Origin of the sequence: Acinetobacter sp. NIPH 817 (assembly GCF_000368405.1) — a bacterium.
In the GTDB taxonomy this organism is placed as follows: domain Bacteria; phylum Pseudomonadota; class Gammaproteobacteria; order Pseudomonadales; family Moraxellaceae; genus Acinetobacter.
Genome location: NZ_KB849419.1, coordinates 237,767 through 253,683, shown reverse-complemented (window position 1 = coordinate 253,683; position 15,917 = coordinate 237,767). Strand labels below are relative to the sequence as shown.

Genomic DNA, 15,917 nt, shown 5'->3' with positions numbered 1-15,917 from the left:
GGAGACTGTAACAATGACAGTAGTAGTTATAGAACCTATTTCTTCAGGCGTGACTTATTTAAATGCCGCTCAAGAATTAGGAATAGATTTATATGTTTTTTCTACTGATGAAGGAGAGTGCAGCATTGATGGAACAATGCGCCAAAAAGCAAAAGAAATAATAAAAATAGATACCAGTGATTTTCATAGTCAACTCTCTAAAATTGTTGAGTTAAAGACCATAAAAGCCATATTACCCGGTGTTGAATATGCAGTACTTATGGCTGCCCAGCTCGGTAACTCATTTGCCAAAAATTCTCTTGAATATAGGGCAGCTCAAACAGTCCGGAATAAATTTAAATTTCGTGACAAGCTAACCAAGACGGGTTTAAGCGATATTAAATATGCCTTGATTTCACAGGATAAAGAAATTGAATTACCTCAAGGCTTTAAGTTTCCTGCTGTCGTCAAGCCGGTTGATATGGCGGGCAGTATGTCTGTTAAAAAAGTTGCAGATTTTGAGGAACTTTTAACAACAGTTGAAGCGATCTGGAAATCTAAGCCCAACGATATTGGTTTCTATGCCAGTGGTGATTTAATTGTTGAAGAATACATTGTAGGTAAAGAATACAGCGTTGAAGGAATTATCCATACAGATGGAAAAATAACCTTTGCTTCACTGACAGAAAAACTATTAGGGTCAGAACCTTACTTTGTTGAAATTGGGCATATTGTGGGTAATCAATATGACCGCCAATTTTCTGCACATGTTTTTGACTATGCCGAAAAAGTCATTAGAACCTTAGAGTTAAATATAGGACCTTTTCACTTAGAACTGCGAGTTACACCTCAAGGAAAAGCAGTCGCAATTGAGTTGGCGGCACGTTTACCGGGCGACAATATTGTCGAGTTAATTAAACTGGCGACTAATTTTGACCTTGCTCAAGCGGTACTGAGCGAATACTTAGACCTGCCATATTCACCTTCAATAGAGAAAAATCTGGTTTCAGCAATTGCCTTTATGCCCCAAGGTAATCACCGTCTGTTCAAAGGTTTTAGTGGCTTAGATCAACTGTTAGAAGCACCTGAATGTGTACATCATCACTTCTACTATGAAACAAATGATGAACTGGCGTGCAACCATGATTGGACCTCACGATTAGGCTACTTCATTTTCCGTTCCGAAAGCGAAGATAAGATTCGTAGTTTAGTCAAACATATACATGAGCAGGTGAAAGTCATATGAAACATGTATTAATCATCAATAGATATGACGATGAACTGTCTGATTATAATAAATATATAGATCACAATACCGTGCATGTGTCTTATATTTCATTAACAGAAACGATGCGTTATATCACTTCTTCAAACTGTTACTGCATAGCTGGGTTAGAGCAGTTAAATGAAGAAGACGTTCTCGATCAGGCCAAAAAAATCTATAAGAAAAAACCTATAGATTACGTTATTGCTATCTCAGAATATGACCTCGATGCTGCTGCTCGCATTCGAACTGAATTGAATATTGTGGGGGCAACTGTCGAAGACAATTTGTTATGTCGTAACAAGAAAAAAATGAAAGATGCTTTAGCTCACTCGACTGTGCGTTACCCTAAATATGCTGAAGTATCTTCGTATCAAGATATTGAAAAGTTTTTGCTGGAAATTGGCTCAGCGATTATTTTAAAACCTCAGGTAGGTGCAGCTTCTGAAGGGGTAATTAAAATTAGTGAGTTGGCCGATATTCCTCGTTTATCTTCATATGAGGGCTATGAAGTAGAAGAATTTGTTGAAGGGGATATCTATCACGTCGATGCGATTATTTCAGACAATCAAATGCCTTACTTTAAAGTCTCAAAATATATTAATACCTGTTTAGACTTTAGAAATGGTGCGCCATTAGGCTCTGTAACAATTGATAATTCTGAATTTATTCAAAAAGTAGAACGTTTTACTTTAGACGTATGTAAATTCTTAAAATTAAAAGATCAAGCGATTCATCTTGAATTTATTGAATCTAAGGGCGAGTTGGTCTTTTTAGAAGTAGGTGGGCGAGTCGGGGGCGGAGAAATTCCATTCATCACATTACGCAATGAGTCAGTCGACTTATATGAAATGTGGATTAAGGCTGCCATGAAAATTCCACAAGAGCCAGTGAACACGAAAATTACGGGCTTTCTAATGATGCCTAATCCTTATAGTTCAGGTTTTTTATTTAATGGGATTAAAGAACTAGAAAATGAAACCATTACCTATCAGTTGATTCAGGAAAGTGGTGATCATAATAATTTTAGTTATGAAAATATTCCTGCAAAAGTTCATTTCATGGGAGATAGCCAAATACAGGTGGAAGATGCGATTAAAAATAGTATGAAAATTTTGCAAAGTGCAATTTGTCAAAATCATCATTCTAACTTGAGTCTGAGTGAATCTTCTTAGTTGAGATTTGGCTAAATTCTAAAAACCAAATGGCTTGAACTTAAAATGTTCAGGCCTTTTTTATATGGAAGTATTAAAGAACAAAAGGTATGTGCATAACTACCATTCTAATGGACTTTTGTTGCAGAGAATTGTGATTTATAGAGCTTACTCATATTATATAATTAGTTAATTATTAAAGAATTTTAAAAATGATTAAATCTATTATTTCAGGTTGCGCGGTTCTCACACTTTCAGCTTTGGCGGTTACGCATGCAGAATTTTCTTTTGAACAAGAGCTACAACAAAACTGTAATAAAGTGAAGCAATACGCGAGCTTAGGTAAAAAAAACTACGACCAAAAACAATATAAAAAAGCACTCGAAAACTTTCAGAACCAAGCCTCTTGGACTGCTTTTTGTAAAGCCAATGAAGATGAAACCACAGTTAAATTTACCGACCGAGATATTGAAGTTGCCAACAATAACGTGGGCTTAGCCTATGCCAAATTGGGGCAACCACTTTGGGCGAGAGCATGGTTTATGCTCGATGAAAAATCAAAATCGAGCCAGTTTAATCTTAAGCAATTGCCTATATCTAAAGCATCAAATGATTTGTCAGGTGAATATGTTCGTTACTCGGGTTTTGGTGAGTGGGATCACATCACGGTAAGTCGTGAGAAGGGCCAATATGCAATCAGCTATGCGGGTTTATATATGGGGCTTAGAAGCTTGATCTACGGCCCGAATATGGGCGAGTTCGACACCAAAATGCCGAGCAATAAAAAGCAAACGATCTATAAAAATGAAGACTGTCGAATTCAGCTCAATTTTAAATCTAATACGAAATTAGGCAATTACATTCAGGTCAAACAAAACGAGGGCAACTCGGGTTGTGGCTTTGGACATAACGTTTATGCAGATGGAACTTATTTAAAAGTTGAGTCTGGAAAATAAGACTAAAAATATAAGGAATTGAATGATGAATAAATTTGCACGGTTGCTACTCGTTTCTATGATTGCCATTTCATCTCAAATTTACGCCGAGCCAACCAGCACATGCAAAGAGGTGAAATTCCAAAAAGCCGATGAGGCGTGGAGTGGACACTATTATTTAAATGGGGTGATGGAAGTCGGTTCAGAACTTTTACTTCAGCCAGATGGCAAGTTTAAATGGATGCTTGCTGTGGGTGCTTTAGACCAATATGCCGAAGGTACATGGTGGAAAAACGGTGACTGTATTGGCTTAAAACCAGAGGCTAAATTTAAAAAGGATTTAAGTATTTTCCCTGAAAGCCTAACGATTTCTGACAAATCATTAGACGCGATTTGGGAAGGTGGACGCCAGCAAGGTACATATAGCAAAGACTAAATAAAAAAAGTCCGACACTGAGTCGGACTTTTTTTATGGCTTAGATATTAGTGGTTGACCGCAGCAAGTTGCTGAGCGTTATAACGTGCGCCCATGTTTGGATATCTCGCAATAATCGCGTCGATTTCTGCCAAATCTGCCGCTGTTAAATGAAGGTCAACAGCACCTGCATTTTCTACAAGTCGCTCGATTTTACGCGTGCCCGGAATTGGAATAATGTCGTCACCTTGCGCCAAAATCCAAGCCAAAGCCATTTGAGCTGCTGTCGCGTTTTTGCTTTGGGCAAACTCGCTAAATGCTTGCGCCAAGCTTTGGTTATTTTTCCAGTTGTCGCCTTGATAGCGTGGTAACTGACGACGGAAATCACTTTCGTCTAGGCTGCTCACATCAAGCGTATTGGTGATTAAACCACGCGATAGCGGTGAATACGGCACAAGACTAATACCTAACTCGCGAATAGTTTGAAAGTGTGTATCTTCCAGCTCACGAGTAAGTAATGAATATTCATGTTGAACCGCTGCAATCGGGTGAATCGCATGCGCTTTACGAATGGTTTCAGCAGATGCTTCACTGAGTCCTAAATAACGTACTTTACCTTGTTGCACCAAGTCAGCCATTGCGCCAATGGTGTCTTCAACTGGAATGTTTGGGTCTATGCGGTGCGCATAATACAAATCAATCACGTCTGTATTTAAGCGTCTTAAACTGTTTTCGACCGCAACTTTAATCCACTCTGGAGAACCGTCGATATAAGACTCTAAAGAGTTTTGTGGGTTAAGGTTGTCTTCTTTATAACGAAAGCCAAATTTGGTCGCCAAGAACACTTTGTCGCGATGTTTTTCTAAAACTTTTGAGAGCAAAACTTCGTTTGCGCCGTTGCCGTACATGTCGGCGGTGTCCCAAAAGTTAATGCCGAGGTCTAATGCCTTTTCTAGAGTGGCAATGCTTTGTGTGTCGTCTGAGGCACCATAGGCAAAGCTCATTCCCATGCAACCTAAACCAAGTGCTGATACTTTTTCGCCTGTTTGTCCTAAAGTTCTATATTTCATTTTTCACACTCTTTTTGCAAAATCACTTGAGTAGAAAAACTATAAAATGTTTTGGCTCAAACTGACGTATAACATTCAAACCAATAATTATAAAAATCAAACAATCTGATTTTAGGCCACACAGTCTTCGCGGAATTTTTTAGGCGAAAAGCCCGTATTTTTCTTAAAGAAGTTAGTGAAATATGCTGAATATTCAAAGCCTAAGCTATAGGCAATTTCAGAAATATTCCAACTGGTGTGTTGTAGCAGCGCTTTGGCTTCTTGCGTAATGCGCGAGCTAATATGCTCAGACGTGGTTTTACCTGTGGCTTCTTTTACAGCGCGGTTTAAATGGTTCACATGCACCGACAAGCCATAGGCATAGTCATTTGCAGTTTTGAGTTTAAGCTGAAAATGGGGCGAGTCGATGGGGAACTGGCGCTCTAACAACTCAAAGAACAAATGGCAAATCCGAACCGCAGCATTACTATGTTTTTCAAACTGTTGGGTCGGTTGCATTTTCATGGCTTCATGCACAATCAGGTGCAAATAGTTTCTTAAAACGTTGTATTTATGAATATAGTCTGAATTTATTTCATTCATCATCTTTTTGAAAATAAATGAAATTTCATCAACTTGTTGATCGTTTAAAAAATATAGCGGGTCGCCGTCAACTTTAAATAGCGGTGAGTCTTTTAAAAAGCTTTGTCGCGATTCTTGGTTTACAAACTCTTCGGTAAATAGGCAAAACCAACCTGCCTGTTCAGGCGAATTAATTTCCCAAGCGTAGGGAACCATTGGGTTTGAAAACAGTAAAGCAGGACGGTCAACCCGAATCCAGCGGTTGGCGTAGTGAAGGTCGCCTGTGCCCAAAACCAGTGAAATTTTATAATAATCGCGGCGGCTATAAGGCGTCAGAAACGAGCAGGCATCACGTTGAAACACATTAAAATGTCCAAACGAAGTCGATGGAACCGAGTAATCGCTATCTCTGGTTAAAGAAAAGCGGCGATAAAAATCATGTATGGTTTCCATGTCTTTGCCTGCATGCGTTATCAAATTATTTAAAGTTATAAAATTCAAACTTTATTTACTGTAGCTTTTATTTATAACGCGATCAATCGGTTCGTTTAAGCGGTTTGAAAATGAATGATAAATTAACAATGAAATGACCAGAAAAACTAAACTTTAAGAAAATATATTGTTAAATCACTATGCCAATGAAAAATAAAAATAATCTTTATAAATGAATAGCCAATATCACATTGACACTCAAAAACACGCGGATTATCCTTTGCCTGCTGGCCACATTGCCAGTCGATTTTGACAGATCGATATAACACACAAGACATCAAAAAGTTCTCTTTTTGGTGGCGAACTCGTTCGTCCCCCTTCGTAGCGGTAGGGCGAGGGAGGGACGCCTTGTGCGTGCTGATTCTTGTGTGTCAGTCTGTCAACCTTCTCTCGTTCTACCACCATCATTTGACAGTGATTGGGTAGAACTCCTTTACACACAAGGAGTCCGCATATGCGTACTAATTCTTTTTCTTTATTGGCCTTTGCCAAAGTCTTTACGTCTATATCGCACTGGTCTTTAAAACGGTTTAACCGACTCTAGGTTTTAAACCATAGGTCATTACGACTAAAAAATCATAGCAACAATAAAACCTGAGATAGGCGAGCACACCATTTTTGTGCGGCTTTGGCATGCCTGTTTTTAGCGCTCAATTTAAGAGCGACGGCATTTCTATCTCTTTTACATACAACAAAAAATTATTTTAAACGGTATAAAAATGCCAAATTTAGAAGCTTCATTTAGAGCATTACGCGTGCTCCACGCGGCAAAAGATTTATTTAATCAAAATGGGTTTTACATCGGGGTCGATCGAATCGTTGAAGAAGCCAAAATCCCCAAAGCCACTTTTTATAACTACTTTCACTCCAAGGAAAGGCTCATTCAGATGAGCCTAACTTTTCAAATAGATGCATTAAAACATGAGGTGTTTTCAATTATTCATTCGTACCGCGAACTCATGGCATTCGATAAACTCAAGAAAATTTACCTCTTACATGCAAATTTAGAGGGCTTTTATCGGTTGCCATTTAAAGCTATTTTTGAAATTGAAAAGATCTATCCAGCAGCTTATAAACTCGTGATTGACTACCGAAACTGGTTCATTAAAGAAATTCATAAACTCCTTTTAACTGTAAAAGCGACTGCTACAGTTGAAGATGCGCACATGTTTTTATTTGTGATTGATGGCGCGATGGTACAGCTTTTGGGGACTAATAACACCGATGAAAGGGATGCATTACTTGAATATTTTTTAAGTCGGGTTTGATGGGGAGAGGCCCGACGGGAGTTGGGCTTTTGGAAGAAATCCATATCAAAATTAGATTAGAATAAAAAAGAAAATCTTCATACATAAATACTTTAATTAATGAATAAAGTAGATAAAATACTTTTTATTAAAAAACAAGGTACTAAAGTTATGGCTATAGGAATCTCGACTGTTGCTCTTAAGGCTGCTGCTCCAACTATTCTTAAAGAAGTAACAACTTTTATAAGACGAAAATATGATAATTATAAAATATTAAATAATCTTTCTGAAAATAATGAAGACTTAGTTTGTTCAATTTCTAAATTAATGTCTGTTAAAACTTTATTAACAGGTGCAGATAGTCCTGTTAATCTATTTGATTTTTTTCAACAACCACAATTAGAATATAAAAAAATAAATTTTTGTATAAATCATATAGAACAAATTAAAGATAAACTAGAAATAGAGTCTAATAATATAGTATTTAAAGGAACAGTTGGTCAAGGTAAATCAATATTTTTAAGATCTTTGGCTATTGAAGATTTTATTGAAAATAAAAGAATACCAGTATTTATAGAATTAAAAAATATTTCAAAAAGTAAGGGGTTAATTAGATTAATTAAAGATTATTTAAGTCCATGGGTAGGAGATAATGAGGAAATTTTTAAATTAGTATTGAAGAGTGGGAAAATATCAATATTTCTTGATGCTTTTGATGAGGTGGATTTAGACCTATATCAAGAAACATATAATAGTATTGATAATTTGACTAAAAATTATCCTGAACTGAAAATTATTATTACAAGCCGTCCTGAGACAATAATACTTCAAAATCCAAATTTTTATACAATTTCGTTAAAGCCATATAGTTTTAAAGAACAGAAAGGATTAATAGAAAAAATTGTTGATGATAAAGAGAATCAACAAAAGTTAATTGATTCAGTCCGTTCGTCTAGTTTTGAGGTAAGATCCGTTTTAACTACCCCATTAATGGTCGTTTTATATATTAAACAATATACTTTTGGTTTTTCTGTTCCACAGCATGTTTCTGATTTTTATAAAAATATTTTTGATGTTGTTACTTTTACTCATGATAAGTCTAAGGGGATAGAAAAGAGAAAATCTTTTTCAAATCTTAACCAAAACCAACTAGAAAAAGTTTTTGAAAGATTTTGTTTTGAATCATTTTTGGTAAGGAAAACTGTTTTTGATAAAACTTTATTTGTAAGTTTATTACAAAAAAGTTTAAAGAAAAATAATATATCTGTTGATATTGATTATACTGACTTAATAAATGATTACACAAGATTTGCTTGTTTGATTTTAAAAGATGGATCAGACTATACTTTTATACATAAAAGTATCCAAGAATATTATGTTGCTAGTTTTATTACTAATTTGCCAGAAGCTTTAGCAAGAGATGTTATTGAAAGAAAATTTATTAAAGAAAGTTATTTTCGATTTTCAAATACTAACTATATCGATTTTTTGCAAGTATTAAGACCTTATTTTTTTAAAAAATATTATCTATTGGGTGGTTTGAATATATATAAAGAGGAAATGAATATAGATTTTAAAAAAGATGAAATTAATTTTAATAAATTTATGGGAAGTTTATATAAATGTTTAGAAGAGTTCGAAGGGGGTAAAGAAACACATTTTGGAATAAACTACGGTACTTCTCCAGTATTTTTTCAAACATTTGATAATGAAATTAGAGATGGTTTTTCATATGCTTATGATGAAAAATTAGTAGATAGTCAAATGATACAATTAATCAATCAACGCCAGTTAGATGATTTTTTGATTAATCATGAGAATGATATTGATAAAGTTACAGATGTAATTGAGGATAAAAAGTTTTTTATAGAAATGGAAAAGGCTTGGTTCAAAATATGCGATAGATTTGAGCAAATAGTTCAGGAAGTAGATCAGATAGAGACATCTGTTCTCAGTGATGATTTTGATGATATCTAATATATCTCAAATTAACCATTGTAGTTGTCTTAGGGAAGGGCTTAAATTATTTAAATTTAAGCCTTTTCAAATAACTCTAATTTTTACTGCTCACTCAAAACCAATTGTTTAATCTTCACAGCTTTCTCAAAGTGATCTAGCTTATGCTCCATAATCCACCAATGAGCTGCTTCCATTAGTAACTCAGGGTTATCATTCTTATTTTTAAAAAAAGCATAAAAAGATAGACCAACATTGTCTCCCTTCTTCTCAATTTTATCGTCGCATCCCTTAACAAAAATTTCTCTTAATTCATTTCTCATATTTAGTATCACTTCAAGTCTATAAAACTAAGACGGCTTATTGCGCTCGCCCCATTCACACATCATATCTAATAAAGGAATTAAAGACTGTCCTCTTTCAGAAAGGCGATATTCAACTTTTGGCGGAATTTGAGGATATTCCTTACGAATAATCAGTCCGTCTTTTTCCAATTCTTTAAGCGTATTGCTAAGCGTTCTAAAAGAAATAATTCCAATGCAGCGCTGAAGCTCGTTAAAACGCATGACCGTTTTTCCATAGAGCCAATATATAATGATCATTTTATATTTGCCATTAATCAAAGAAAGGGTGTAGCCAAAACCCGTATCTTCTAATGGCGTATACGTTGGAATGCAGTCATCCATTTTTAAAATCCATACTGTCTTTTGGTATAGTATATAACACAAATTACCGTACTTATATTTAGGAAAGCACACTTCTATAATCGATTTATCTACTTTTCGATAAGAGTGTTTTCATAATGAAAAAGACATTAGTCATTGTTACGCATCCTCACATAGACCAGTCTGTTGTAAATAAAAGATGGATTGAGGAACTAGAAAAGCATCCTGATCAATTTACGATTCACCAAATTTATCAAGCCTACCCAGACGGGGTGATTGATGTTGCCAAAGAGCAAGCACTTGTAGAAGAACATGAAAATTTAGTATTTCAATTTCCAGTGTATTGGTTTAACTGCCCACCGCTATTAAAACAATGGTTAGATGAAGTTTTGGCGTATGGATGGGCATATGGTTCGACAGGCGACAAGCTCAAAAATAAAAAGTTTATGCTGGCTCTGTCTGCTGGTGGCCAAGAACAAGTTTATTCAGAAAGCGGAGAGTATCAAATTTCTTTGGAGAAGATTTTTACCCCATTTGAACTAACAGCTTTATATGTTGGGGCAGACTATCAACCGCTTCATGCATTTTATGGTTTAGACACAAACCCTTCAGAAGACGATGATGTTCCGACTCAACAAGACATAGAAAATAATACGGTTCAGTATGTTCAAAAGTTACTAGCGTTGTCTGAGTAGGTTTAAAAAAGGGGGAGGCCTGAACGTGAGGTTTGGGTCCTTAAAGAATGGATAAAAATTTTGATATCTTTTTGATTTCTGAATAAATCATTTGCAAAAAATAGTTTTGTCTATAAGTTGAAAATACAACAAGACATTCTATGGAATAAAAAATGAATATCGCGCCTTTTCCATTTCAAATTACAAACTGGGAAGAAATTGAAGTCACTGAATATAGCGGTGAAACTGGAAAAGCTTATTGGAAAACTCAATTTTTTGGTGAAGAAGCAAATAAAATTAGAGTAAGACTTGTCGAGTACTCAGCAAATTACTTAGCAGACCATTGGTGTGAAAAAGGGCATATATTATTTTGCCTAGAAGGCGAATTAGAAAGTAGATTGAAGGATGGTCGAACCTTTACTTTAACTCCAGGCATGAGTTATCAAGTAGGGGACAATTCAGAGCCACATCAGTCTTTTAGTTTGAATGGTGCGAAGCTACTTATCGTTGATTAAATTGATTTTATTTAAGTTAAATAAAAAAGACCTAGATCAAAATGATTTAGGTCTTTTTTCAATTCTGGCGGTGAGAGAGGGATTCGAACCCTCGATACGCGCAAACGTATACACACTTTCCAGGCGTGCTCCTTAAGCCACTCGGACACCTCACCAAGGCGTGCGATAGTAACTAAAAAAACCAGTTCTGCCAAGATTTAAGATGAGCATTACAGAAAAAAAATAATAGAGGTGATAAGATTGCGATAAAAATCATATTGGTTTAATTACACAATGCAAAATACGGCCAAAAAAGCAACCTTGCCTGCCACGGCTTTGGCAGCTCTTGGGGTGGTCTTTGGAGATATTGGTACAAGTCCACTCTACGCCTTAAAAGAGTCCTTCCATGCAGCGCATGGGTTGGGAATTCAGCCTGAAAACGTATTAGGAATTTTATCCATTATTTTTTGGTGCTTAATGCTGATCATCAGCATCAAGTATGTCGCTATTGTCATGCGTGCAGACAACAATGGCGAAGGCGGAATCATGGCCTTACTCGCATTGAACTTGCGTAAAGCCAAAATTGCCGACAACAAAAAAATCTACATGATTGCGATTGGCTTTATTGGTGCATCGCTGTTTTTTGGTGACGGTATTATTACCCCTGCCATTTCGGTACTTTCGGCAGTCGAAGGTTTGTCTATTGCAACCAATGTGTTTGACCCGTTCATCATGCCAATTGCGATCACCATTATCATCGCGTTATTTTTGGTACAAAAACACGGTACGGCCTTTGTCGGAAAGTTTTTTGGCCCGATCACGATGGTGTGGTTCTTATCGTTAGGATTATTAGGCCTTCACAGCGTCATTCAGACTCCTGTGGTGTTGGGCATGTTTAGTCCACATTGGGCAATTCAGTTTATCTATCACCACCCCGTAATGACCTTTTTTGTTATGGGTGCTGTCGTTTTAACAGTCACTGGTGGTGAAGCACTGTATGCCGATATGGGACATTTTGGACCAGTTCCAATTCGTCTAGCATGGTTCTTTGTGGTGTTACCGTGTTTGGTTTTAAACTACGCAGGACAGGGTGCATTACTATTAAGAGATCCAGCGGCGATTCAAAACCCGTTCTATTTATTGGTTCCGCAGTGGGCACTTTACCCAATGATTATTATGGCGACCATGGCAACCGTGATTGCTTCTCAAGCCGTAATTTCTGGGGTGTTTTCACTTGCTCGCCAAGCGATCCAATTGGGTTATTTACCACGTTTAAGTATTAAACATACCTCTGAGTCTGAAGAAGGTCAGATCTATGTTCCTTTCTTAAACTGGTTGCTTTTAATCGCAATTATTATCTTAATTTTGATTTTCAAAACCAGCTCAAACTTGGCAAGTGCGTACGGTCTGGCTGTAACTTTAACCATGCTGTGTGACACGATTTTGGTTGCTGTGTTCATCTATTCGGCTTGGAAGTGGAGCATGCCAAAAGTGCTACTCCTGATTATTCCATTCTTTATTTTAGAGTCGGTTTTAGTCGCAGCAACTTCACTTAAAATCTTGTCGGGCGGTTGGGTGCCATTATTAATTGGTGCGATTGCAGTGACCATCTTAATGACATGGAAACGTGGTCGTGAACTTACTTTTGCTAAGCTCGAACACGATACGTTATCGCTAGATTTGTTTGTGAAAAGTATTGGTAATAGTGTGCACTGGGTGCCAGGTGATGCTGTCTTTATGACGGGTACGCCAAACGTTGTGCCGCATGCCATGCTACATAATATCAAGCATAATAAAGTGCTGCATCAGCGCAATATCTTGGTAACAGTCATTATTGAAGATGTACCATTTGTTGCACCAGAAGAACGTATTTCAACAGAAACCCTAGCTGAGCATTTCTTCCGTATTAAAATTTTCTACGGTTTTAAAGATGAAATGAATGTACCAAAAGCACTTATGCAGGCCTATGAACAACTCGGTCTTGAATACGACTTAATGCACATCAGCTTCTTTATTTCCCGCGATCGTATTGTTCATTCGGTGGGTGATGGCATGTCTCCATGGAGAGAAAAACTATTTATCTCTATGCAGCGTAATACCAGTCCGGTGAGTGATTTCTATCAGATTCCAACCAACCGTGTAGTTGAGTTAGGTAGTCAAATCGAAATCTAAAAATTTGATGTAATAAAAAAACCAAGACAAATGTCTTGGTTTTTTTATGGCTCTGATTACTGAGCTTGCATAGGTGCATCTGCTGGCAAACCACCATCTTTTGCCATCGGGTCTGCCGACTGAGTTGGATCTGCTGGAGGCGGTGGAGTGTTCGGATCTTGTTGCGCTGGAGGAGCTTGGTTCGGTGCAGGTGGTACTGCATCCATTGGTGCAGCCGGAGGAGCCATTTCACCGCCTGCTGGAGGAGCAGGTGGAACATCTGCCGGAATAGGAGCACCAGTAGGCGCCGCATTTGTCGGTGCAGCAGAAACTTGTTGTACTTGTCCGCTATTGACTAAATCGCTAATAGAACCAGGTTGGCCATTTACCGTTGTCGTAACTTTCACTTTAGACAAACTTTCTAAAGTATCTCCTGGCTGGACTGCTGGTTCAGCCAAAGCGGCCATACTACATAATCCCGTGATTACGCCAATACCAATAATCTTTGAATGGATCATTAAGTGGACTCCGATTATATTTTTATCCAAATTTGTGGAGCTAACCATGTCATAAGCAATCAGTGTTTTTCAACGAAAGATACGCAATTGGCATAATTCAATAGCCAAAGCATCTCATAATTCCAACAGATTGTTACGTAATGGGAAATTGAGTTACAAAAAAGATGACCATGTTTTAACCATTTGAAAGATAAGAGATATACTTAAAAAAGCAGGATTGTTAAGCTGCGTGTGGACAGTGGTATTGATAAAAACATGGCAAGTAAAAAACGCAGTAAAGGTACAAACTCATTCTCTCTAAGTGAGCATTTTGGCAAGATTATTCTTGTTTGTATTGCTGCGGGAAGTTTTGCGATTGCATTTGGTAGTGAAAAGATTTCGCAGTGGTTTTCACCTTTAAGTACTAACTCGACTTGCCTTAATCAGTTCTATCGAGAAGTTCCCCCTGCTTTAAATAAAGATAGCTTAAAAAAAGACAGTTATCCGCTGTGTTTTAATGGCTTTAATGTATTGTATTCAGGCATTTCTAAAACGCCTTTATGGTCGGCTGAGCATTTAAATGCAGAACGTTTGAGTGTCAAAATTAAGCGTGAAGACAACTTCCATGAAGAAACCCGTATTGATCAAAAGCATCGAGCATTATTAAGTGACTATCGTGGTTCAGGCTATGACCGTGGTCATATGGCACCAAATGGCGACATGCCAAATAAAAAATCACAATCCGATAGTTTCTCGTTAAGTAATATGGTGCCGCAAGCACCTAAAAATAATCAGGAAGTTTGGCGTAAACTTGAAGAAGCCACACGCGCCCTTGCCACTAAGCAAAAACAAGATGTTTATGTGGTTACTGGCCCTGTTTTTGAGGGTAAACGCCTTAAAACGATTGGAAAGGGTGTAATTGTTCCAACCGCCGTTTATAAAGCGGTCTATATGCCAAAAACTGGCGCTATTGGGGCTTACTACGCACCAAACAATAACTCTCTACAAGTGAAAGTGGTGAGTGTTTGTTACCTTGAAGAACGCTTAGGCGTTAACCTGTTCCCACAGTTAACTGAGCAACAAAAGCGTAATGTCTATCGTCTCCCTTTAACGGCAGCCTCGGTTAAGCCAAATCAGAAGCTGGACTATTTACATTGGGATGGCGAGAGTCAATGTGAGCAGGACTTAAACGCTGATCAAATTAAAGCGTTACAAGACCAGTTTAAAAAACAAAAAAGTGGTTCATCAGAAGCAATGGAAGCAAAAGTTCCAACGATTGACGAAGAAACACGCCAAGCGATTGTGAAGCAACTGGTTGAAGCATTGGTGAACTATTTCTTGCAAATAATGAAATAAGTAGCTTTTTTGATTGTTATTGCAAAAGCGTAAATGTTTAAAATAGAATCCATAGACAGATCTGTCTATGGATTCTATTTTAATAAGGACAATAACAATGTTTGCTTCGATGTTTCTTTTTTCATTTGCAATGTCTATTACCCCAGGCCCAGTAAATACTGTCATTTTATCGACCAGTTTAAATCATGGTTTAAAAAGATCGCTTCCCTATATTTCAGGTGCCACGATTGGTTTTACCTTGCTTTTAATTTTTATGGCATTTGGTCTTCAGAGTTTATTAACTCAGTTTCCTATTGTTTTAAAAATCCTTGCAGTTTGTGGAACACTATTTGTTTGTTACATCGGCATAAAAATTATTCTTTCTGCGGCCAATATTTCTATTTCAACTGCTCCCGTAGAGCATATTATTATTCCCAATTTTAAAGATGGTTTTTTGCTACAGTGGCTCAACCCCAAAGCATGGTTAGCTTGTGTGTCGGGCATTACCATGTTTACAAGCATTGAGAACCCGCAGTCTTTGCCGATCTTTATTATTATTTATTTCTTCACTTGTTATGCGTGCTTATTCTTTTGGGGGTTCTGTGGTGATAAATTTTCAGTGGTGCTCAATCAGGGCAACCGTTTGAAATATTTTAATATATTGATGGGAGCATTCTTAATTTTATCGGCTCTTTTAATTTTGATCGATTTTTTTTAAATTGGTCGTATTACACTGTGAAGATATAACAACGAGACAAGACCTATGTTTAAACCATTTGAAAAGGGTACAGAGTCTTCTTCAATTGAAGATTTAACATTAGAAAATGATGTCGATTGCGTCAGCATTTATGGCAACTTACAAATTACTAAAGACAAAATCGGATTAGAACAAGCGAAGACTTTACAGAGCTTTTTAAATGAAGTGGTTGCGGCTTTGGAAAAAGAAGAATTGCCTGAGAAAATTGAACGTCCAGCTGAGCAAGAAATTAATAATCCGTTTTTATAATTTATGCATTCTATGTGTGATG

At 36.9% G+C, this 15,917-nt stretch carries 17 protein-coding genes and 1 tRNA gene; 12 read left to right on the top strand and 6 right to left on the bottom strand.

The window, feature by feature from the left end:
• The first annotated feature begins 13 nt into the window (after positions 1-13).
• From F968_RS02570 to F968_RS02555, 4 genes are all read left to right on the top strand, one after another.
• The gene (locus F968_RS02570) at positions 14-1,225 is read left to right on the top strand and encodes an ATP-grasp domain-containing protein (protein ID WP_004789944.1); all 1,212 of its coding nucleotides are present in this window, start codon (positions 14-16) and stop codon (positions 1,223-1,225) included.
• Positions 1,222-2,418 (top strand): ATP-grasp domain-containing protein, encoded by a 1,197-nt coding sequence (locus tag F968_RS02565; RefSeq protein WP_004789942.1) that lies wholly within the window; start codon positions 1,222-1,224, stop codon positions 2,416-2,418. Before F968_RS02570 ends, F968_RS02565 begins: the two co-directional genes overlap by 4 nt.
• Positions 2,419-2,609: 191 nt before the next feature.
• Positions 2,610-3,353, top strand: coding sequence for a hypothetical protein (locus tag F968_RS02560; protein ID WP_004789940.1), 744 nt, complete (start codon positions 2,610-2,612; stop codon positions 3,351-3,353).
• Positions 3,354-3,375: 22 nt separating this feature from the next.
• Positions 3,376-3,768 carry a hypothetical protein gene (locus F968_RS02555; RefSeq protein ID WP_004789937.1) on the top strand — a complete coding sequence of 131 codons (393 nt, stop codon included), beginning with the start codon at positions 3,376-3,378 and terminating at the stop codon, positions 3,766-3,768.
• Between the two features lie 47 nt (positions 3,769-3,815).
• Here the strand turns inward: F968_RS02555 and F968_RS02550 are convergent, their stop codons facing one another.
• Positions 3,816-4,817, bottom strand: coding sequence for an aldo/keto reductase (locus tag F968_RS02550; protein ID WP_004789934.1), 1,002 nt, complete (start codon positions 4,815-4,817; stop codon positions 3,816-3,818).
• Positions 4,818-4,928: 111 nt separating this feature from the next.
• Positions 4,929-5,831, bottom strand: a complete 903-nt coding sequence (locus F968_RS02545; RefSeq protein WP_004789932.1) for a helix-turn-helix domain-containing protein — start codon at positions 5,829-5,831, stop codon at positions 4,929-4,931.
• Between the two features lie 758 nt (positions 5,832-6,589).
• Here F968_RS02545 and F968_RS02540 point away from each other — a divergent pair.
• Positions 6,590-7,138 (top strand): TetR/AcrR family transcriptional regulator, encoded by a 549-nt coding sequence (locus F968_RS02540; protein WP_004789930.1) that lies wholly within the window; start codon positions 6,590-6,592, stop codon positions 7,136-7,138.
• A gap of 99 nt (positions 7,139-7,237) precedes the next feature.
• Positions 7,238-9,094 carry an NACHT domain-containing protein gene (locus tag F968_RS02535; protein ID WP_004789927.1) on the top strand — a complete coding sequence of 619 codons (1,857 nt, stop codon included), beginning with the start codon at positions 7,238-7,240 and terminating at the stop codon, positions 9,092-9,094.
• 83 nt (positions 9,095-9,177) lie between these two features.
• Here the strand turns inward: F968_RS02535 and F968_RS02530 are convergent, their stop codons facing one another.
• The gene (locus F968_RS02530; protein ID WP_004789925.1) at positions 9,178-9,396 is read right to left on the bottom strand and encodes a DUF6500 family protein; all 219 of its coding nucleotides are present in this window, start codon (positions 9,394-9,396) and stop codon (positions 9,178-9,180) included.
• 27 nt (positions 9,397-9,423) lie between these two features.
• On the bottom strand, positions 9,424-9,759 hold the full coding sequence (locus F968_RS02525) for a winged helix-turn-helix transcriptional regulator (RefSeq protein WP_004789923.1): 336 nt from the start codon (positions 9,757-9,759) through the stop codon (positions 9,424-9,426).
• Between the two features lie 116 nt (positions 9,760-9,875).
• Here F968_RS02525 and F968_RS02520 point away from each other — a divergent pair, with 116 nt between their 5' ends.
• On the top strand, positions 9,876-10,433 hold the full coding sequence (locus tag F968_RS02520) for an NAD(P)H-dependent oxidoreductase (RefSeq protein ID WP_004789921.1): 558 nt from the start codon (positions 9,876-9,878) through the stop codon (positions 10,431-10,433).
• 152 nt (positions 10,434-10,585) lie between these two features.
• Complete coding sequence (locus tag F968_RS02515; RefSeq protein ID WP_004789919.1) at positions 10,586-10,927, top strand: DHCW motif cupin fold protein; 342 nt, start codon at positions 10,586-10,588, stop codon at positions 10,925-10,927.
• A gap of 65 nt (positions 10,928-10,992) precedes the next feature.
• On the opposite strand, the gene F968_RS02510 is transcribed toward F968_RS02515, so the two are convergent.
• Positions 10,993-11,082: transfer RNA gene (locus F968_RS02510), tRNA-Ser, on the bottom strand.
• Between the two features lie 118 nt (positions 11,083-11,200).
• On the opposite strand from F968_RS02510, the gene F968_RS02505 reads away from it, so the two are divergent.
• Complete coding sequence (locus F968_RS02505) at positions 11,201-13,078, top strand: potassium transporter Kup (protein WP_004789917.1); 1,878 nt, start codon at positions 11,201-11,203, stop codon at positions 13,076-13,078.
• A gap of 56 nt (positions 13,079-13,134) precedes the next feature.
• Here the strand turns inward: F968_RS02505 and F968_RS02500 are convergent, their stop codons facing one another.
• Positions 13,135-13,575, bottom strand: a complete 441-nt coding sequence (locus F968_RS02500) for a hypothetical protein (RefSeq protein WP_004789916.1) — start codon at positions 13,573-13,575, stop codon at positions 13,135-13,137.
• A 255-nt stretch (positions 13,576-13,830) separates the two neighbouring features.
• On the opposite strand from F968_RS02500, the gene F968_RS02495 reads away from it, so the two are divergent.
• The 3 genes from F968_RS02495 to F968_RS02485 all read left to right on the top strand — a co-directional run bounded on the left by F968_RS02495 (position 13,831) and on the right by F968_RS02485 (position 15,895).
• Complete coding sequence (locus tag F968_RS02495) at positions 13,831-14,910, top strand: DNA/RNA non-specific endonuclease (protein WP_034596117.1); 1,080 nt, start codon at positions 13,831-13,833, stop codon at positions 14,908-14,910.
• 97 nt (positions 14,911-15,007) lie between these two features.
• Positions 15,008-15,607, top strand: a complete 600-nt coding sequence (locus F968_RS02490; RefSeq protein ID WP_004789913.1) for a LysE family translocator — start codon at positions 15,008-15,010, stop codon at positions 15,605-15,607.
• 45 nt (positions 15,608-15,652) lie between these two features.
• Positions 15,653-15,895, top strand: a complete 243-nt coding sequence (locus tag F968_RS02485) for a hypothetical protein (RefSeq protein WP_004789912.1) — start codon at positions 15,653-15,655, stop codon at positions 15,893-15,895.
• Positions 15,896-15,917: the final 22 nt, after the last annotated feature.